At 67.9% G+C, this 18,685-nt stretch carries 16 protein-coding genes and 1 pseudogene; 7 read left to right on the forward strand and 10 right to left on the reverse strand.

Features of this window, described 5'->3' with window-relative positions; all coding sequences use genetic code 11:
• Positions 1–8: 8 nt before the first annotated feature.
• The 7 genes and pseudogenes from QZH52_RS15130 to QZH52_RS15160 all read right to left on the reverse strand — a co-directional run bounded on the left by QZH52_RS15130 (position 9) and on the right by QZH52_RS15160 (position 6,908).
• Positions 9–1,148, reverse strand: a complete 1,140-nt coding sequence (locus QZH52_RS15130; protein ID WP_301810461.1) for an NADH:flavin oxidoreductase/NADH oxidase — start codon at positions 1,146–1,148, stop codon at positions 9–11.
• 19 nt (positions 1,149–1,167) lie between these two features.
• The gene (locus tag QZH52_RS15135) at positions 1,168–2,310 is read right to left on the reverse strand and encodes an amidohydrolase family protein (RefSeq protein ID WP_301810464.1); all 1,143 of its coding nucleotides are present in this window, start codon (positions 2,308–2,310) and stop codon (positions 1,168–1,170) included.
• A gap of 36 nt (positions 2,311–2,346) precedes the next feature.
• Entirely contained in the window at positions 2,347–3,072 is a 726-nt protein-coding gene (locus QZH52_RS15140) for an ABC transporter ATP-binding protein (RefSeq protein ID WP_301810467.1), read from the reverse strand.
• Positions 3,062–3,733 (reverse strand): annotated as a pseudogene (locus QZH52_RS15145) (ABC transporter ATP-binding protein); the annotation flags it as partial. The pseudogene QZH52_RS15145 and the gene QZH52_RS15140, both read right to left, overlap by 11 nt.
• 65 nt (positions 3,734–3,798) lie before the next feature.
• Positions 3,799–4,737: a branched-chain amino acid ABC transporter permease gene (locus tag QZH52_RS15150; protein ID WP_301810473.1), complete on the reverse strand. Its 939-nt coding sequence runs from the start codon at positions 4,735–4,737 to the stop codon at positions 3,799–3,801.
• Positions 4,734–5,582 (reverse strand): branched-chain amino acid ABC transporter permease, encoded by an 849-nt coding sequence (locus tag QZH52_RS15155; protein WP_301810474.1) that lies wholly within the window; start codon positions 5,580–5,582, stop codon positions 4,734–4,736. Before QZH52_RS15155 ends, QZH52_RS15150 begins: the two co-directional genes overlap by 4 nt.
• A 75-nt stretch (positions 5,583–5,657) precedes the next feature.
• Positions 5,658–6,908, reverse strand: coding sequence for an ABC transporter substrate-binding protein (locus QZH52_RS15160; protein ID WP_301810476.1), 1,251 nt, complete (start codon positions 6,906–6,908; stop codon positions 5,658–5,660).
• A 186-nt stretch (positions 6,909–7,094) separates the two neighbouring features.
• Between QZH52_RS15160 and QZH52_RS15165 the strand changes: the two genes are divergently transcribed.
• Positions 7,095–7,790 carry a TetR/AcrR family transcriptional regulator gene (locus QZH52_RS15165; RefSeq protein WP_301810478.1) on the forward strand — a complete coding sequence of 232 codons (696 nt, stop codon included), beginning with the start codon at positions 7,095–7,097 and terminating at the stop codon, positions 7,788–7,790.
• Positions 7,791–7,793: 3 nt separating this feature from the next.
• Here QZH52_RS15165 and QZH52_RS15170 read toward each other — a convergent pair whose 3' ends face one another.
• Positions 7,794–8,687, reverse strand: a complete 894-nt coding sequence (locus QZH52_RS15170; protein WP_301810482.1) for a LysR family transcriptional regulator — start codon at positions 8,685–8,687, stop codon at positions 7,794–7,796.
• A 195-nt stretch (positions 8,688–8,882) separates the two neighbouring features.
• Between QZH52_RS15170 and QZH52_RS15175 the strand changes: the two genes are divergently transcribed.
• From QZH52_RS15175 to QZH52_RS15190, 4 genes are all read left to right on the forward strand, one after another.
• A complete protein-coding gene (locus tag QZH52_RS15175) occupies positions 8,883–10,223 on the forward strand; it encodes an MFS transporter (protein WP_301810485.1) in 1,341 nt (446 codons plus the stop codon).
• Between the two features lie 40 nt (positions 10,224–10,263).
• A complete protein-coding gene (locus QZH52_RS15180) occupies positions 10,264–10,965 on the forward strand; it encodes a VOC family protein (RefSeq protein WP_301810489.1) in 702 nt (233 codons plus the stop codon).
• 329 nt (positions 10,966–11,294) lie between these two features.
• Positions 11,295–12,290, forward strand: a complete 996-nt coding sequence (locus tag QZH52_RS15185) for an NAD(P)H-quinone oxidoreductase (protein ID WP_301810491.1) — start codon at positions 11,295–11,297, stop codon at positions 12,288–12,290.
• A complete protein-coding gene (locus tag QZH52_RS15190; RefSeq protein WP_301810492.1) occupies positions 12,287–12,613 on the forward strand; it encodes a hypothetical protein in 327 nt (108 codons plus the stop codon). Before QZH52_RS15185 ends, QZH52_RS15190 begins: the two co-directional genes overlap by 4 nt.
• A gap of 48 nt (positions 12,614–12,661) precedes the next feature.
• On the opposite strand, the gene QZH52_RS15195 is transcribed toward QZH52_RS15190, so the two are convergent.
• Positions 12,662–13,567, reverse strand: a complete 906-nt coding sequence (locus QZH52_RS15195) for a LysR family transcriptional regulator (protein WP_286531269.1) — start codon at positions 13,565–13,567, stop codon at positions 12,662–12,664.
• A 111-nt stretch (positions 13,568–13,678) separates the two neighbouring features.
• On the opposite strand from QZH52_RS15195, the gene metE reads away from it, so the two are divergent.
• Positions 13,679–15,973, forward strand: a complete 2,295-nt coding sequence (metE, locus tag QZH52_RS15200) for a 5-methyltetrahydropteroyltriglutamate--homocysteine S-methyltransferase (RefSeq protein WP_301810495.1) — start codon at positions 13,679–13,681, stop codon at positions 15,971–15,973.
• Positions 15,974–15,978: 5 nt separating this feature from the next.
• Here metE and QZH52_RS15205 read toward each other — a convergent pair whose 3' ends face one another.
• On the reverse strand, positions 15,979–17,412 hold the full coding sequence (locus QZH52_RS15205) for a short-chain fatty acyl-CoA regulator family protein (RefSeq protein ID WP_301810497.1): 1,434 nt from the start codon (positions 17,410–17,412) through the stop codon (positions 15,979–15,981).
• Between the two features lie 116 nt (positions 17,413–17,528).
• On the opposite strand from QZH52_RS15205, the gene prpC reads away from it, so the two are divergent.
• Positions 17,529–18,683, forward strand: coding sequence for a bifunctional 2-methylcitrate synthase/citrate synthase (prpC, locus tag QZH52_RS15210; protein WP_301810498.1), 1,155 nt, complete (start codon positions 17,529–17,531; stop codon positions 18,681–18,683).
• The last annotated feature ends 2 nt before the right edge of the window (positions 18,684–18,685 follow it).

An 18,685-nucleotide genomic window follows, 5' to 3' on the forward strand; every position in this document is an offset into this window, starting at 1 on the left:
CCGCGCGCTCAGGCGTCCGCTGCCATGGCGGGCTTGCGGAGGCCGGCGGCGCGACGGTACGGCGGGGGGTAGTAAGGCGTGATGCCCAGCGTCTCCGCTGCTCGCCAGACCCAGCGCGGGTCGGCCAGGAAGGGGCGCGCCAGGGCGACCTGATCGGCCTGGCCCGAGGCCACGATCGCGGCCGCCTGCGCCGGCTCGCTGATGCCGCCGACGGCGCGGGTGGCGATCCCGCTGCGGCGCCGCACTTGCGCGGCCAGCCCGACCTGGAAGCCGGGGCCGAACGGAATGCGCTCGCCGCGCACCACGAAGCCGCTGCTCACGCAGACGTAGCCGAAGCCGATGTCCTTGAGGCCCTGGGCCAGGCGCACCGCGTCGTCGACCCCGAGGCCGCCTTCGGCCCAGTCGGTTCCGGTGATGCGGGCACCGAGCACCCGGCTGCCGGGCACCTGCTCGTGCAGGCGCCGGGCGATGTGCAGCGGCAGCCGGTCGCGCCCGGCCGCGTCGCCGCCCCAGGCGTCGTCGCGCCGGTTCGATAGCGGCGACTGGAACTGGTGCAGCAGGTAGCCGTGCGCGCAGTGCAGCTCGATGACATCGAAGCCCAGGCGCACGGCGCGCCGCGCGGCGTCGACGTAGGCCTCGACCAGCCCTTCGATGCCGGCTTCGTCGAGCGCCTCGGGCGTGTGCCAGTCGGGCGCGAAGGGCAGGGCGCTCGGCGCCGCGCAGCGCCACGGCGCGCCGCCGTCGCCGCCGGCCTTCAGCGGCCCGCCGCCTTCCCAGGGCACCTGGGCCGAGCCCTTGCGGCCCGCATGGCCGAGCTGGATGCCGAAGCGCGTGCTTGGCGCGGCCACCGCGCGTGCGGCCTGCAGCACGCGCGACAGCGCGGCCTCCGCGGCGTCGCTGTAGAGGCCCAGGCAGCCGTGCGTGATGCGCCCGCGGGCGTCGACGGCGGTGGCTTCGACCATGACCAGGCCGGCGCCCGACATCGCGAGCTGCATGAGGTGCTGCAGGTGCCAGTCGTTGGCGACGCCGTCGCGCGCCGAGTACTGGCACATGGGCGAGACGACGATGCGGTTGGGGAAGTGCATCCCGCCCATCGCGAGTGCGCTGAACAGGTGGGATTCGGGTGCTGCGGGTGACGTGACGGACATGGTCATGGCTCCTGGCGGGTCAGCGCATCGGCGCGATGTCGAGCAGCTTCAGGGCGTTGAGCCCTTCGATCTGCGCCACCTCGTCGCTCGACAGGCCGCGCACCGAGGCGATCAGTTCCCGGGGCCGCTCCTCGCCCATGTCGTAGGGATAGTCGGTGCCGAGCAGCACCCGGTCGGCACCGAAGAGATCGACCAGATGGCGCAGCATCTCGGGGTCGAACACCATCGTATCGACATAGAAGGTCTTGAGATAGCTCGACGGCGCGCGATCGATCACCGTGCGGCAATCCTTGCGCGCGCGCCAGGCGTGGTCCATGCGCGCCCAGTAATGCGCCACGTAGCCGCCGCCATGCGCCGCGATGAACCTGATGTTCGGATGGCGCGCCACGACGCCGTCGAAGATCAGGTGGCTGACGGCCACGGTCGTGTCCAACGGGTTGCCGATCACGTTGTTGAAGTAGTGGTCGGTCAGCCGGGAACCTTCCGAGAAGCCGACCGGATGCAGGAAGATCACCGCACCGAGCGCGTCGGCGCGGGCGAAGAAGGGTTCCAGCCCGAGTCTGGCATCGGTCAGGTCGAGCCCGTTGACGTTGGTGTTGATCTCGATGCCGCGCAGGCCGAGCGTGCCGATCGCGTGGTCGAGCTCCTGGATCGCGAGCTCGGCATTCTGCAGCGGCACCGAGCCGAGGCCGACGAAGCGCCGCGGCGTGGCCGCCACCAGCGCCGCGATGCCTTCGTTCACCTGGCGGGCCAGGACTGCCCCGCGCTCCGGCGGCGTGAAATAGAAGAACTGGAAAGGCGCCGGGCTGATCGCCTGGATGTCGATGCCCATGCGGTCCATATCGTCGAGGCGCTGGTCGACGCCGGTCAGCTTCGGCGCACGCTCCCGCATCTGCGCGACGTTGGTCTCGCGCGTGAGTGCGTTCGCATGGATCACGCTCGGGTCGTGGCGACCGACGTCGAGGTCGCTCGCCGCCTTGGCGACCTCCGGGTTCAGGTAGTGGCAGTGGACGTCGACGACCGGCGGGCGGTCGCCGCGCACCGGTGCCGACGCGCTGGCCGCGCTCGGCATCGAAAGGGCGGCCGAGCGCGCGCGGCCCGTCGGCGCTGCGGCGTGGTGGTGGGTCGGGTCGGTGCAGTGGGGGGAGCAGGTGTAGAGCACGTGAGTTCCGTTCGATGTGTGTTGGAAAAGTCCGGGCTAGAACACGCCGAGATGGCGGGTCGCGAGTTCGGGTTCGGCGCGCACGGCGTCGGCGCTGCCGGCATGCACGACGTGGCCGGTGTTGAGCACGACCACGTCGTCCGCCACCTCGAGCGCCAGGTTGAAGTTCTGCTCGACCAGCACGATCGAGAGCCGGTCGGCCTTGAGCATCTTGATGGCCTGCGCCACCTCCGCGACGATCAGCGGCGCGAGCCCTTCCGACGGCTCGTCGAGCAGCAGCACGCGCGGGTTGCCCATCAGCGCGCGGCCGATCGCGAGCATCTGCTGCTCGCCGCCGGAAAGGGTGCCGGCACGCTGGCGCATGCGCTCCTTGAGGCGGCCGAAGGTGGCGTAGACGCGCTCGAGGTTCCAGGCGTGCTTGCCGTCGTCATTCGCCCGCGCCGCCTGTTCGGCCACCTGCAAGTTCTCCAGCACCGTCAGGCTCGGGAAGATGCGCCGGCCCTGGGGCACCAGCCGCATGCCGGCGCGGGCGATGCCTTCGGGCGACAAGCGTTCCACCGGGCGGCCCGCGAGGCGGATGCTGCCGGCCCGTGCCTGGTGCAGGCCCGCGAAGGTGTTGAGCGAGGTGCTCTTGCCGGCGCCGTTGCGTCCCAGCAGCGCCAGCACGCGACCCTCTTGCAGGTTCATCGACAGCCGGTGCACGACCTGGCTCTGCCCGTAGCAGACGTCGAGTTCGCTCACGCTCAATGCATCAGTGGCCAAGGTAGATCTCCCTCGTTCTCGGGTGGTTGACGACGGTGCGCCGGTCGCCTTCGACGATCACCTGCCCATAGTGCAGCACCGTGATCTGTTCGGCGAATTCGAGCGCCACGTCCATGTCGTGTTCGATCATCAGGATCGCCGTCTCGCGCGGCACCTGGGCGATCAGCCGCTGCACCACCACGCGCTCGTCCTGCGACAGGCCCGCGAGCGGTTCGTCGAGCAGCAGCAGGCGCGGCTGCTGCGCCAGGCCCAATGCCAGCTCGACCCGTCGCTGTTCGCCATAGGACACGTCGCACACGCGGTGCAGCGCCTTGCCGGCCAACCCGACGCCGTCGAGCAGCTGCACCGCGCGATCGTGCAGCGCCGCGTGCCGCGCCAGGTCGGTGCGCGCATCGAGCCGCAGCGGCAGCAGCGCCAGCAGCCCCAGCACCACGTTGTGCGCCAGCGTGTCCTTCGGGAACAGCGTGATGATCTGGTAGGTGCGCGCGAGTCCGCTGCGTGCGCGGGCGCGCACCGGCAGCTTCGTGACGTCTTCACCGAAGATTCGGATCGACCCGCTGTCCGGGCGGATCTCGCCACCGATCAGGCCGAACAGCGTGGTCTTGCCGGCGCCGTTCGGTCCGATGACAAGACGCCGCTCGCCGGGCTGCATCGTGAGCGAGACGTCCTGCGTGACGGCGATGCCGCCGAAGGACTTGCGCAGTCCCTTGATCTCGAGAGCGGCGGTCATGCGCGGCCTCCCTTCCAGCGCGCCACCAAGGTGCGGACGCCCGGCACGATGCCGTGCGGCATCACCAGCACGATGAAGACGAACACCGCGCCCAGCAGCATGTTCCATCGTTCGATGTAGCCCGACGCATAGTTCTTCAGCAGCACAACCAGCACGGCGCCGACGGCCGGCCCGGCCAGCGTGCCGGCACCGCCCGCGATCACGCTGAGCAGCACCTCGGCCGATGCGGTGACCGACAGCACGCTCGGATGCACGTACTTGTGGAAGTAGACGTAGAGCAGGCCCGCCACCGCGCCGACGAAGCTCGCGCCCACGAAGGCACACCAGCGGATCGCCCAGACGTTGTAGCCGAGCGAGCTCATGCGCCGCGCCTGGTCGCGGGTGCCGCGCAGCGAGGCGCCGAAGGGCGAGTTCACGAGCCGCCCGACGACCAGCAGCACCACCGCCGTGATCGACAGCACGAACCAGTAGTAGGCGTTGCTGTTCTCCATGTCGATGCCGAAGGGAGCCGGCCGCGTGAGGCCCGACAGGCCGTTGTCGCCGTTGGTGACCGAGGTCCAGCGGTAGGCGAGGCCCCACACCACCTGCGACAGCGCGAGGGTCAGCATCAGGAAGCTGAGTCCGGAGGCCCGCAGCGCGATCCAGCCGAAGACGCCGCCAATGGCCGTGGTGGCCAGCAGCGTGAGCGGCGCCGCCATCGCGTGGCCGAGGCCGAGCCGCAGCGCCAGCCAGGCGGCGATGTAGGCTGACAGGCCCAGGTAGGCCGCGTGGCCCAGCGAGGTCAGGCCGGCGTAGCCGACCAGCAGGTTCAGGCTGGAGGCGAAGATCACGGCGATCAGCATCTGGCTGCCCAGGTTGACGTAGTACTCGCCGGACACCGCCGGCAGCAGGGCCAGGGCCGCGAGCAGCAGCAGGCCACGGATCGTCGGCTTCATGCGCGGGCACCTCCGAGCAGGCCGGTGGGCCGGAAGGCCAGCACCAGGATCATCGGCAGGAACAGGATCACGTAGGCGAGGTCGGGGACCAGCGCGGTGCCGAAGGTATAGACGAAGCCGATGATGAAGCTGGCGATGAAAGTGCCCATCAGGCTGCCGACGCCGCCGAGGATCACCACGATCAGCGCCAGCGGCAGCATGTCGGCGTCCAGCCCCGGATAGGCCGAGAGCATCGGTCCGCCGAACGCACCGCCGAGTCCGGCCAGCATCGCGCCCAGGCAGAACACGCTGGTGAAGAGGGCCGAGGCCCGGATGCCGACCGCACGCGCCATCGGCATGTCGTCGACGCCGGCGCGAATGCGGGCGCCCAGGCGGGTGCGCTCCAGCAGCAGGTACAGCACGACGGCGGCCACCAGCGCCACCGCGATCACGGCCAGCCGGTAGCTCGGAAAGCTGAAGCCGAACAGCGATGCAGGGCCACTCAGGAAAGCCGGCGGCGAGACCGGGATCGGATCGCCGCCCCACAGCACCAGGCAGAGGTCGGCGGCGATGAAGGACAGGCCGAGCGTGGCCAGCACTTGGGCCTGCGCGTTGCCCGACAGCCGGCGCAGCACGAGGCGCTCGAACAGCCCGCCGATGAGGGCGGTGGCGAGCCCGGCCAGCACCACGGCGATCGCGAAGCCCCAGCCGGCCCGCGCCGCGCTCGCGGCCACGTAGGCCCCGATCATGAAGAGGGCGCCGTGCGTGAGGTTGGCGATGCGCATCAGCCCGAAGATGAGCGCGAAGCCCGATGAGAGCAGCAGCAGCAGGCCGCCGAGGGCCAGGCTGTTGAGTGTCTGAGTCAACCAGAATTGCATGTTCTTGACGTCAGGGCCCGCCGCGCCGAGGCGGCTGCGGGCCGTGAAGCTCCGGTAGGGGCGTCAGGCGGCCAGGTTCCTGGCGGGCGGCCAGTCGCGCGAATAGACCGGCTCGGCCAGGAACTTCTTCGGGTCGTAGGTCCAGAACTGGCTCACGTCCGGGTAGGTCTCGATGATGCTGTTGACCAGCCGGCCGTCCTTGCGCTCGACCGTGCGCACGTAGACGTTGCCGACCACGTTGCCCCAGGTGTCGAACTTGACCGGGCCGCGCGCGGTCAGGGCGTTGGTCTTCTGCAGCGATGCGCGCAGCGACTCGCGATCGAAGGCCTGGCCCTTCAGGGGCTCCAGCGCGGCGTCGAGCACCGATGCGCTGACATGGGTGCAGGCGGCGTAGAAGCCCGGGTCGTAGCCGTGCGCCTTGCGGAAGGCGCCGGCGAATTTCGCGTTGACGGGGTTCGCGAGCTCGGCGGAGTACCAGTTCACCGTGACGATGCCCAGCGCCTCGTCGCCCATGTTGCGCAGCACCGCTTCGTCGAGCGCCGTCATGCCGCCGACCAGGGCCAGCTTGCCGCGCAGGCCGTACTCGTTGAACTGCCGGATGAAGCGAAAGCCGTTGGAGCCCGCGAAGCCGAGGAACACCGCGTCGGCGTCGCGGTTGAGCTGGGCCAGGAAGCTGCCGTAGTCGGGCGACGTGAGCGGCGGGAACAGCTTCTGCACCACCTTGCCCCCGGCCTCTTCGAAGACGCGCTGGAAGCCGGCCGTCATCTCGTGGCCGTAGGCGATGTCGTCGGCCACCAGCACCATGCGCTTGTACTTCAGCTTCCTGGCGCAGTAGTCGGCCAGCGGATGGGCGCATTGGGCCGAGGTCGAGCTGGCGCGGAACAGCCAGGGGTTGGCCTTGCGCTGGGTCATGTCTTCGGCCGCGGCCACCGGAAACACCGGAATCTTGCGGGCCCGCATGTAGTCGTCGGTGGCCAGCGCCTCGAAGGCGGCCAGCGGGCCCATGAGCACCTGGGCACGTTCGCGCTCGACCAGTTCCTGGGTCTTGCTGCGGGCGGTCGACGGCACGCCGCCGGTGTCGGCCACGATCAGCTCGACCTTGCGGCCGCCCAGCCGCTGGTCGTTGGCCGCCAGGTAGCTCTGCAGCCCGCGCTCCATGTCGAGGCCACCGGAAGCGAAGGGCCCGGTCTTGGCGGTGAGCAAGCCCAGGCGCAGCGGCTCGGTCGTGCCCTGGCCGCGCACCAGCGAAGGGGCCGCCAGGGCGGCGCCGGCGGTGGCGGCGGCTGCCATGAAACTCCTGCGATCGATCGTCATGCTGTCTCCGTTCTTCGTGAGGGTTGGATGTTAAGTGATCGGACGATCAATAATAGTTCGAGCAGATTCAGAGATCAAGCGGCGTTCGGCAGAGGGGCATCGGGGTTTACCCGGGCTGACTGGTGTCGAAGGCCCGGCGCGCTAATAATCAAACGATCGGCTCGACTCATTCCACGGACACCATCGATGAACCCACGCACCGCCAAGGCTGACGAGACTCCCGAAGAAGGCGCCGCCGGCGGCAAGCAGCGGCGCCGCCGCCTCGCGCCCGAAGACCGCGAGCACGAGATCGTCCAGTCGGCCATCAGCTTCTTTGCCAGGCATGGCTTTGAGGGCAGTACACGCGACCTGGCCCAGCGCCTGGGCGTCTCGCAGCCCCTGCTGTACCGGTATTTCCCGACCAAGGAGGCGCTGGTCGACCGCGTCTACGACGAAGTCTTCGTGCGCCGCTGGAACCCCGAGTGGGAGGAGTGGCTCGCCGACCGCACGCACTCGCTCGAAAGCCGCCTCAAGCGCTACCTCAAGGACTACGCGCACTTCGTGCTGCGCGGCGAATGGGTGCGCATCTTCATGTATGCCGGCCTCAGCCGGGCCGGCGTGAACCAGCGCTACCTGGCCCGCCTGCGCGAGCGGCACTTCCTGATGATCGCGCGCGAGCTGCGCTTTGCCTACGACATTCCCGATCCCGAGAACGCCGAGGCCGAGGACGAAGAGGTCGAACTCATCTGGGCCATGCACTCCAGCGTGTTCTACATCGGCGTTCGCAAGTGGGTCTACGACCTCGCGGCGCCACGCAATATTGATCGATTGATCGATATGAGGGTCGAAGCCTTCCTGCACGGGGCGCCGAAGGTGCTGCTGGCCGACCGCAAATCGACCTGAATTTCAGTCGGCCCGCTCCAGCAGCGCATCCAGAAAGCGCAGCGCCGCCGGACCGAGTGCGTCGGGGCGCCAGACGATGCGGTAGTCGGTGCGCATCTCCAGCAGCGGAAGATCGCGCACCACGATGTTCTCGCCCGAGAACTGCACCAGGCTCTCTTGCGCCGCGCACAAGCCGAAGCCGCTCGCGACCAGGGCCAGCGCCGAGATGATGTCGCCCGCGACGCAAGCCACGCGCGGCTCGAAACCCAGGCGGTGGCAGGCCAGCATGAACTTCGCGCGCAGCGACGGGCCGCTGCGCTCGGGCGTCACCACCCACTCGGCATCGACCAGCTGGCGCGCCGAGATCTCCGGCGCCGCGACCAGCGGATGCGCGCGTGGCATCAGCAGCACGTAGCGCTCCGAACTGTAGACCGCCGAAGCCAGCGCGGGATCGGTGAGCTCCTGCGTCTGCACCGCGAAATCGATTCGTCCCCGGCGCAGTTCCTCCAGTTGCTCGCTCTCCGGCGCGCCCTCGAACTGGAAGCGGATCGCGGGGTGCGCGGCCTGCACGCGCTGGGCGGTGTCCGGGATGATGCCGTTGTAGAGCGCGCCCGGCATGTGGCCGATGACCACCGTGCCGCCGGTGCCGCCGGCCCGGCGCTGCAGGTCGAGCATCAGGCGCTCGTTGCCGAGCAGGAGTTGGCGCGCGTTGAGCAGCAGTTCGCGTCCGGCGTTGTTGAGCCGCAGGCTCCTGCCGACGCGATCGAACAGCGCGAAGCCGATTCTTTCCTCGAGGTTGAGGATGGTGCGGCTCAGCGGCGAGGCCGAGATGTGCAGCAGCTGTGCCGCCCTCGAGATGCTCTCGTTCTCTGCCACGCAGACGAAGTGCTTCAGCGTCCGGAGGTCGATCAGGTTCATGGGGTCGTGCTCGGGTGCGAAGGCCGGAGTCTAAATAGTTCGGACCCTGGATGTCCGAGATCATGAGAAAGATTGTCCTTTTCAGTCATCTTCTCGTTAACGATCATTCGATCAACGCTGCGGCGCTTCCCGCCCGGCGGACACCGACCGCGGGCCTCGCCCGTCAACCTCCGAAGCTCCTCCTGGGCGTCCGACATGACTCAAACCCTTCCCGCGTCCGTACAGCGCAAAGTGATCCGGCGGATCATCCCGATCCTGATGCTGATGTACACCATGGCGTACCTCGACCGCATCAACATCGGCACCGCGGCGCTGCGCATGAATGCCGAGCTGGGCATCAGCCAGCAAGTGTTCGGACTGGCTGCCGGCCTGTTCTTCATCGGCTACCTGGCGATGGAGATCCCGAGCAACATCATCCTGCACCGGGTCGGCGCGCGCGTCTGGCTCACGCGGATCATGGTGACCTGGGGCCTGATCTCCGCTTGCACGGCCTTCGTGCAGAACGGCTGGCAGCTGATCGCCGTGCGCATGCTGCTGGGCGTCGCCGAAGCTGGCTTGTTTCCGGGCCTGATCTACTGCCTGGCGCTGTGGTTTCCGCCCGGCCTGCGCGGGCGCATGCTGGTGATCGCCGTGCTGCCCTGGGCGGTCATCGTGGGCACGCCGATGTCGGCCGCGATCGTCCAGTACGCCGATGGCCTGTTTGGCTTCTCGGGCTGGCGGATCATGCTGTTCGTCGAAGGCCTGCTGCCGGTACTGCTGGGCTTTTACTCGATCCGCTTCCTGACCTCGAAGCCCGAGGGGGCCGACTGGCTGACCGACGAGGAGAAGCGCCAGGTGATCGCCGCGCGCGACAGCGGCGACGCCCCTGCGTCCGTCGGCGAGCCGCCGCTGCGCACCACTTTGCTGCAGCCGCACCTGATCCTGCTGTCGCTCGCCTATGCAACGGCGCAGATGGGCTTCTATGCGAGCCTGATCTTCACGCCGCAGATCGTGCAGGAGTTCGGCCGCCTCTTCGGCGTCGCACTGTCGACGGTCCAGGTCGGGCTGCTGGCGGCGATACCGAGCGTGTTCGGCATGGTGATCTACTGGTTCTGGGTCGCTCATTCGGACCGCACGGGCGAGCGCGTGTGGCATGCCATCGCCGCCTTCGTGACCGCCGCCGCGGGCATCGGCATCCTGGTCAGCGTGCCCAACCTCTACGCGTCGATCGCCGGGCTGTCGCTGTTGACCGCGGGGCTGGTCAGCGGGCCGATCTGCATCTGGCAGCTCACCGGTGTCGGCGTCAGGGGCAAGACCGCCGCCGTGGTGTTCGCCTATGTCAACTGCTTCGGCATCGTCGGCTCGATGTTCAGCCCGTATTTCATCGGGCTGCTCAAGGACCGCACGGGCTCCTATGACGCGGGGCTGTTGTTCCTCGCGCTCGCCGCGCTGCTCGGCGCCGTCTTCGTCTACCTCGCCGGTCGGCGCATGCGGCGCCAGGCCCTCATCAGGCCATCGGCTGCACCAGCGGGCCGCTACGAGCCCGCGACGCGCTGAGCTCGCAACTTCATCCACACACCCACACGAAGGAACCCCAGTGATCCATTTCGACCATGTCTGCATGGCAGCCCCGAACGTCTACGAGTCGACTTTCCGGCTCAGCAAGGAGACCGGCCTCGGCAACTACGACGGCGGCTTCTTTCCGCTCTACGGCATCGGCCATCGCGTGGTGCCGCTCGCGCCCGACATCTACATCGAGGTCGAGAGCGTGATCGACCGCCGACCCCTCGCCCACGGCGAACCGCTGACCGTCTTCATGGAGCGCCAGACGCGCGAAGGCGACTGCTTCCTCGGCTGGTGCCTGCGCTCCGACACGCTGGAAGAGCTGGAGGCTTTCGCGGCGCACCACGGCACGACGATCGATCCCAACACCACCGGACACGAGGCCGGCCGCCAGATGATGAACGGCGCGCGCGGCTTCGCGCTGCAGGCGCCGAGCGCGACCGTGGCCTGGCCGATCGGCAAGCCCAACCTCTACTTCAAGCCGGGCGGCGGCACGCACGTCGCGAGCCTCCCGGTGGTGCCGGGCTCCGGCGAAGTGCAGGGGCAGGGTCTGGCGTGGATCGAGATCGGCGGAACCCATTCGGATCTCAAGGGCTGGCTCGGCGACGTCGCTTCGCCCTCTGATTTTCCGTTCGAGATTCGCTACAACGGCGGCTCCTCGGGGCTCTACGCGATGGGCGTGCAGACGGACCGCGGCGTAGTGGAGATCCGCCGGCCACCGGTCTACATCGGCTGACGGACCCCGAGCGCGCGCGGCCGTGAGGCCTTGCCGCTCATGAAGAGGAGAGCGTGACCAGCGACGCCTCCACCGTGTCGATGAAAACCTCCAGGTTCTCCATGGTTCGAGCCTGGTTCATATTTGCGCTCCTTGCAAAGATGTTTCGCGAGAGCGAGGGATTGTCCGCTCGAGGTTGCCCCCATACGATGCCTTGACTTCATCGATTCAAGCATGCAAGGCCGGGACAGCTCGGGGGTATTCAACCCGGCAACCGGGGCGGTGAGCGGCCACGTTCCTCATGCGCGGCAACAGGATCTGGATCGCATGGAATGAAAGAGAAACAAGCCATGAAAGCCATCGTCTTCGACGACTTCGGCGGGCCCGAAGTGCTCGTGATCCGCGAGGTCGCGGCCCCGGAAGTCCGACCCCATGACCTGCTGGTGCGCAACGCCTCCATCGGGGTCAACCGCGCCGACCTTTCGCATCGCAAGGGTGCCTACGGCCGCGCCTTCTTCGGCGACGCGGACACCATGGGCCTGGAGCTTGCCGGGACGGTGGTGGAGGTGGGGGCGCAGGTGCAGGGATTCCGCGTGGGCGACCGCGTCATGGGCATCGTCGGCGGAGGCGCCTATGCCGAACTCTCGCGCATCGATCACCGCATGGCCATGCATGTCCCGCCGGGCCTCGACCTGGTCGATGCCGGCGCGGTGGCCGAGGTTTTCGTGACCGCGCACGAAGCGCTGTTTCATCTGGGCCGCCTGCAAGCCGGCGAGTCGGTGCTGGTCCATGCGGCGGCCGGCGGCGTGGGCTCCGCCGCGGTGCAACTCGCGCACGCTGCCGGCGCGCGCGTGTTCGCGACCGCAGGCGGCGACAAGCGCGATGCCGTCCAGGGCTTCGGGGCGGATGAGGTCATCGACTACCGCAGCGACGACTTCCAGGCCGTGGTGGCCGCCAAGACGGATGGCAAGGGCGTCGACGTCGTGATCGACTTCATCGGCGCTCCCTACCTGGAGCGCAACCTGCGTTCGCTGGCGGTGGGCGGGCGCCTGGTGGTCGTGGGCTTGCTCGGGGGCGCGGAAGGCGCCGCGCTGCCCATGGACTTGCTGCTCTACCGCCACCTGCAGATCTTCGGCACGGTGATGAAGTCGCGGCCTCCCGAGGTCAAGCAGGCGATGGTCCAACGCTTCGCGCAGCGATGGCTCGACGCCCTGGCGGCCGGCGCGATCCGGCCTGTGATCGACAGCAGCTATGCGCTCGCCGATGCGGCCCAGGCGCATCGGCGCATGGAATCGGGCCAGAGCGTCGGCAAGATCCTGCTGCTGCCCGGTAAGAGACCGCCGTGACAGCCGATGCCGCCAGCGAACGGATTGCAACTGCAATGCTCGCCAGGCGGGTGCAAGTCATCTGGGAACTCAGCGCCAAGGGCTTGAGCGACGGGCGCACCGAGTACACGAACTCGGTGGTGTCGCACCCGACGGAAGAGTTCCTGACCTTCATTGCGAGCCACGGCGTGAGCTTCGAGCAGGCATCGCACGACCGACAGCTGGCCTCCGGCGATCACAACAGCCGTGAAACGCCGTTGTTCGCAGAGAGCATCGCCCGGGCAGCGCGGGCCAATGCCAGGAGCGCCAGGAGCGCCGAGACGCCGACGGCAGTCGCTGCTTGAGCCTGCGAAGTCTCACCCCGCCATCTGCGGCATCGACAGCATCCGTGTTCAAGCCTTGCGCGGTTTCTCCCGCGCCGGCTGACGCGCGAAGTCGATGAAGGACTTGAGGTAGTCCACGTCCATCTCCGCTTCCCGGCCACCCAGGAAGATCTGCTTGGCGAGCCCATGGCGGCCGAGCCGGACGGGGACGATCTCCAGCTTGTCCGCATACTCTTCAACCAGCCAACGCGGCAGCGCTGCGACGCCCCTGCCGCTGGCCACCATCTGCAGCATGATGTCGGTCGTCTCGATGGTCTTGTGGCGCTTGGGCGTGATGCCTGCGGGCATCAGGAACTGGTTGTAGACGTCCAGCCGCTCGGGCGCCACCGGGTAGGTGATCAGGACCTCCGGCGTGAGCTGCGCCGGTTTCACGTAGGCGGCCGATGCCAGCGGGTGGCTGGCGCCCACGACCAGCACCTGTTCGTAGTCGAACACAGGCTCGAAGCGCAGCCCCGGCTTGAACAGCGGATCCGGTGTCACGAGCAGGTCGATCTCGAAGCCGAACAGCGCACCGATGCCCCCGAACTGGAATTTCTGCTTCACGTCCACATCCACGTCGGGCCATTTGGCCAGGTAGGGTGCCACGACCTTCAGCAGCCACTGATAGCACGGGTGGCACTCCATGCCGATGCGCAGCGTGCCACGCTCGCCTTGCCCGTACTGCTGCAGGCGCTCCTCGGCGACGTCGAGCTGGGGCAGGACGCGATTGGCGACGGCGAGCAGGTATTCGCCGGCCTGCGTGGGCCGGAGGGCGCGCCCCTCGCGCAGCCAGATCGCAGTGCCCAGCTGCAGTTCCAGTTTCTTCATCGCATGGCTGAGGGCCGATTGCGTGAGGCACAGCGTCGCCGCGGCAGCGGTCAGTGAGCCCTGCCTGTCGACCTCCCGGACGATGGCCAGATGAATGCGCTCCAGCATTTCGTATGAATGAAACTAATCGATCGTTGAAATAAGACCATTTTACTTCATGGAGTGGCCTGCCTACGATCAGCGCCATTCGCATTTCCGAAGCAGCCCGAAAGCAGTCTCATGGTCCTGACCCACAATCTTGGTTTTCCCCGAATCGGCGCCCAGCGCGAACTCAAGTTCGCGCTCGAGTCCTACTGGAAGGGCGCTTCGCCGCGCGACGAACTCCAGGCCCTCGGTGCCCGGCTGCGCCAGCGCCACTGGCAGCAGCAGGCCGGCCTGGACCTCGCGCCGGTGGGTGACTTTTCGTTCTACGACCAGGTGCTGGACATGAGCTTCACGCTGGGCAACCTGCCCGAGCGCGTGCAGGGCTTCCATGGCGACGCCCTGGACAACTATTTCCGGGTCGCCCGTGGCCGCTCGGCGCACGGCAGCGACGACCACCATGCGTGCTGCGGCGGCGTCGCCGCCGGCGAAATGACCAAGTGGTTCGACACCAACTACCACTACATCGTGCCGGAGTTCACGGCGCAGACGGCATTCAAGCTGGATGCCTCCCGCCTGCTGGCGCAGCTGGCCGAGGCCAGGGCGCAAGGGGTCAAGGCCAAGCCCGTGATCGTCGGACCGGTCACCTACCTCGCCATCGGCAAGGCCAAGGACGATTCGGACAAGCTGGCCCTGCTGCCGCGTCTTCTGGAGGCCTACGCCGAACTGCTGGACACCCTGGCCGCGCAGGGCGTCGAGTGGGTGCAGATCGACGAGCCGCTGCTGGTGACCGAGCTCGATGCCGACTGGCAGCATGCCTACAACACCGCCTACCACCAGCTCAAGGGCTGCCGCGTCAAGCTGCTGCTGGCCACCTATTTCGGCCAGCTGCTGGAGAACCAGTACCTGGCCGCCAACCTGCCGGTGGCGGGCCTTCACATCGATGCCGTCAACGGCCGGGCCGACGTGACGCCCCTGCTGGGCCTGATGCCGGCCCACAAGGTGCTGTCGCTCGGCGTCATCGATGGACGCAACATCTGGAAGACCGACCTGGCCGCGGTGCTCGACTGGCTCGAGCCCATCGCGCAGAAGTTGGGCGGCGACCGGCTGTGGATCGCACCGTCGTGCTCGCTGCTGCACGTGCCGGTCGACCTCGAGAGCGAGCACAGGCTCGATCCGGAAATCAAGTCGTGGCTGGCCTACGCGCTGCAGAAGCTCGACGAACTGAAGCTGTTGTCGACGGCGCTCAACCAGGGCCGCGACGCGGTCAAGGACGCGCTCGCCGCCAACCAGGCTGCCGTTGCAGCGCGTCGCGCGTCGCCGCGGGTCCACAACCCCGCAGTCCGGGCGGCGATCGCCCGGATCGACGCCGAGCTCGGCCGACGCAAGAGCGGCTACGCGCAGCGCGCCCCGTTGCAGGCGGCGCGCCTGAAGCTTCCGGCTTTCCCGACCACCACCATCGGGTCGTTCCCGCAGACCGCGGAGATCCGCCAGGCACGCAGCCGGTTCAAGGCCGGCGAGCTCGGCGAGGCCGGCTACAAGAGCGCCATGCAGGCGGAGATCGCCCGCAGCGTTCGCGAGCAGGAGGCATTGGGCCTCGACGTGCTGGTGCATGGCGAAGCCGAGCGCAACGACATGGTCGAGTACTTCGGCGAGCAACTCGACGGCTATGCCTTCAGTCAGTTCGGCTGGGTGCAATCCTACGGTTCCCGCTGCGTCAAGCCGCCGATCCTGTTCGGCGACATCACGCGCCCCAAGGCGATGACGGTCGAATGGATCCGCTATGCGCAGTCGCTGACGAACAAGCCGATGAAGGGCATGCTGACCGGTCCGGTCACGATCCTCAACTGGTCGTTCGTGCGCGACGACCAGCCTCGGTCGGTGTCATGCAAGCAGCTGGCGCTGGCGATCCGAGAGGAGGTGCTCGACCTCGAGAAGGCCGGCGTGGGCGTGATCCAGATCGACGAGGCCGCCCTGCGCGAAGGCCTGCCGCTGCGCAAGTCGCAGTGGAAGAACTACCTCGACTGGGCGGTCGAATCGTTTCGCATCACCGCCAACGGCGTCGACGACGAGACGCAGATCCACACCCACATGTGCTATTCGGAATTCAACGACATCATCGCGTCCATCGCCGACATGGATGCGGACGTGATCACGATCGAGACCTCCCGCTCGGACATGGAACTGCTGGACGCTTTCGACGACTTCAACTACCCGAACCAGATCGGCCCCGGTGTCTATGACATCCACTCGCCCAACATCCCGACCCGGGAGCACATCGTGCAGCTGATGAAGAAGGCGGCCGAGCGCATTCCGGCCGAGCGGCTGTGGGTCAACCCGGACTGCGGCCTGAAGACGCGCCAGTGGGCTGAAGTGATTCCCGCGCTGACCCATATGGTCGAGGCCGCCAGGGCCCTGCGCGCGGTCATCTGAGGCGATCAGGGCGGGCCGGCCGAGTCGGCCGGGTAGGGCGTGAAGCGGCTTTCGTTCTCGTTCACCTCGAGCGGCCTTCCCACGAACGGAAAGGCCCGCTGCGGACAGCGCGTGCGCTCGCACACCTTGCATCCCATGCCGATGGGCGTGGCGATCTCGGGGTCCTCGAGGTTCATGCCCCGCGAATAGACCAGTCGCGGGGCGTGCCGGATGTCGCAGCCCAGCGCCACCGAGAAGGTCTTGCTCGGCGCGCCGTAGCCGCCCTGGCTCTTCGAGACCGTGCGGGCGATCCAGAGGTAGGTGCGGCCATCGGGCATGCGCGCCAGCTGCGGCAGGATCTTGCCGGGCTGCGAGAAGGCCTCGTACACATTCCACAGGGGGCAGGTGCCGCCGGTCTTCGAGAAGTGGAAGTGGGTGGCGGACTGCCGCTTGGAGATGTTGCCGGCGCGGTCCACGCGGATGAAGAAGAAGGGCACGCCGGGCGCGTCCGGCCGCTGCAGCGTGCTCAGGCGATGGCAGATGGTTTCGAAGCCGACCCCGAAGCGGCGCGAGAGCCGGTCGATGTCATAGCGCATGGTTTCGGCAGCCTTCAGGAACGCCGCATAGGGCAGCAGCAAGGCGCCCGCGAAGTAGTTCGCCAGGCCGATGCGCGCCAAGGTCCGCGCCTGCGGATCGTCGCCGAATGCCGGCGTATCGACGAGCGCGTCCAGCAGCGAGGACTGCTCCAGCAGGGCCAGCTGTGTCGCCAGCTGGAACGCCTGTTGACCGGCTTCCAGCGAGGCCGACAACCGCAGGGTCCGGCTGCCCGGCTCATAGCGGCGCTGGCTCTCCTCGGCCTCGTCGTGCGATGGCATCGCGTGCACGCCGTGCCGCTGGCCGAGTCGCCGCACGAGCCATTCCGACAGCGGGCCTCCTTCGGCGTTCGCCTCGGCCGCGAGCGATTCGGCGGCACGGTCCACGGCATCGAAATGGTTCTGGTGGGCGAAGAAGAAGTCGCGCACCATTTCGAAGGCCATCGGCCGCGTCGGCGCGATGTCGGCGCGGTCGTCTCCCAGGCGCAGTGCCATGGCTTCGAGACGCTGGGTCGCATCGGCATTGCGACGGTGCAGGGCCAGCAGCGCACGACCCACGGCGGGCATTTGGGAGGCGACCTCGAGCAGCTCCGGCAGTGCCACCGCCTCGCCGCCCGGGTTGTCGGCCAGGGCCTCGCGCATGCCGGCCACCAGGCGCGCTTCCTCGTCCTCGGAAAACTGCTGCACGTCGACGCCCAGCGCGCGACTGATCCGGAGCAGGACGGCGACGGTGAGCGGCCGCTGGTTCTGCTCCAGCTGATTCAGGTAGCTCGGCGAAAGGCCGAGCGCGTTGGCCAGCGCGACCTGCGACAGGCCGCGTTCGGCCCGCAGCTTGCGCAGGCGCACGCCCATGAAGGTCTTCTTCATCGTGATCTCCGGCGGAGCCAATAATTCGCAAGATTCGCTGATTTGCGATTCTCCTTCGCAAATATTCGCCCTTTTAGCCCTTCTGCAAAGAATCGATTGTGCGTAAATTGCGAAGCATGACACACCCAACATCGTCAACGTTCAAGCCGAAGAAATCCGTTGCGCTCTCGGGCGTCACGGCCGGCAACACGGCCTTGTGCACCGTCGGCCGCACAGGCAACGACCTGCACTACCGCGGCTACGACATCCTCGACATCGCGGAGGTCTGCGAGTTCGAGGAGATCGCCCACCTGCTGGTGCACGGCAAGCTGCCCACGGCGGCCGAACTGCGGGCCTACAAAGCGAAGCTCAAGGCCATGCGGGGCGTGCCGGCCAGCGTCAAGTCGGCCCTCGAGCAGATCCCCGCGGGCGCGCATCCGATGGACGTGATGCGCACCGCCGTGTCGGCCCTGGGATGCACGCTGCCCGAGAAAGACGATCACAACGCGCCGGGTGCGCGCGACATCGCCGACCGCCTGATGGCCTCGCTGGGCTCCATGTTGCTGTACTGGTACCACTGGTCCACGCAGGGCAGGCGCATCGCGCTGGAAACCGACGACGACTCCATCGGCGCGCACTTCCTGCACCTGCTGCATGGCACCCGACCCAGCGCCGCCTGGGAACGCGCCATGCACACTTCCTTGAACCTCTATGCCGAGCACGAGTTCAACGCCTCGACCTTCGCGGCGCGCGTCATCGCCGGCACCGGCAGCGACATGTACTCGGCCATCGCGGGCGCCATCGGGGCGCTCCGCGGGCCCAAGCACGGCGGCGCCAACGAGGTCGCGTTCGAGGTCCAGAAGCGCTATGACTCGCCCGACGAAGCCGAAGCGGACATCCGTCGCCGGGTCGAGGCCAAGGAAGTGGTGATCGGGTTCGGACATCCGGTCTACACCGTGAGCGATCCCCGGAACGTCGTCATCAAGGGCGTCGCCAGGTCGCTGTCGGATGAAGCGGGCGCCTGCAAGATGTTCGACATCGCGGAGCGCCTGGAGACGGTGATGTGGGATGCCAAGAAGATGTTCCCCAACCTCGACTGGTTCAGTGCCGTGAGCTATCACATGATGGGCGTGCCGACGGCGATGTTCACGCCGCTGTTCGTCATTGCCCGCACCAGCGGCTGGGCCGCGCACGTCATCGAGCAGCGCATCGACAACAAGATCATCCGCCCGAGCGCCAACTACACCGGTCCCGAGGACCTGGCGTTCCTGCCCATCGGCGATCGCCGCTGACA

The organism is Variovorax ginsengisoli (assembly GCF_030486595.1).
GTDB lineage: Bacteria > Pseudomonadota > Gammaproteobacteria > Burkholderiales > Burkholderiaceae_C > Variovorax > Variovorax ginsengisoli_B.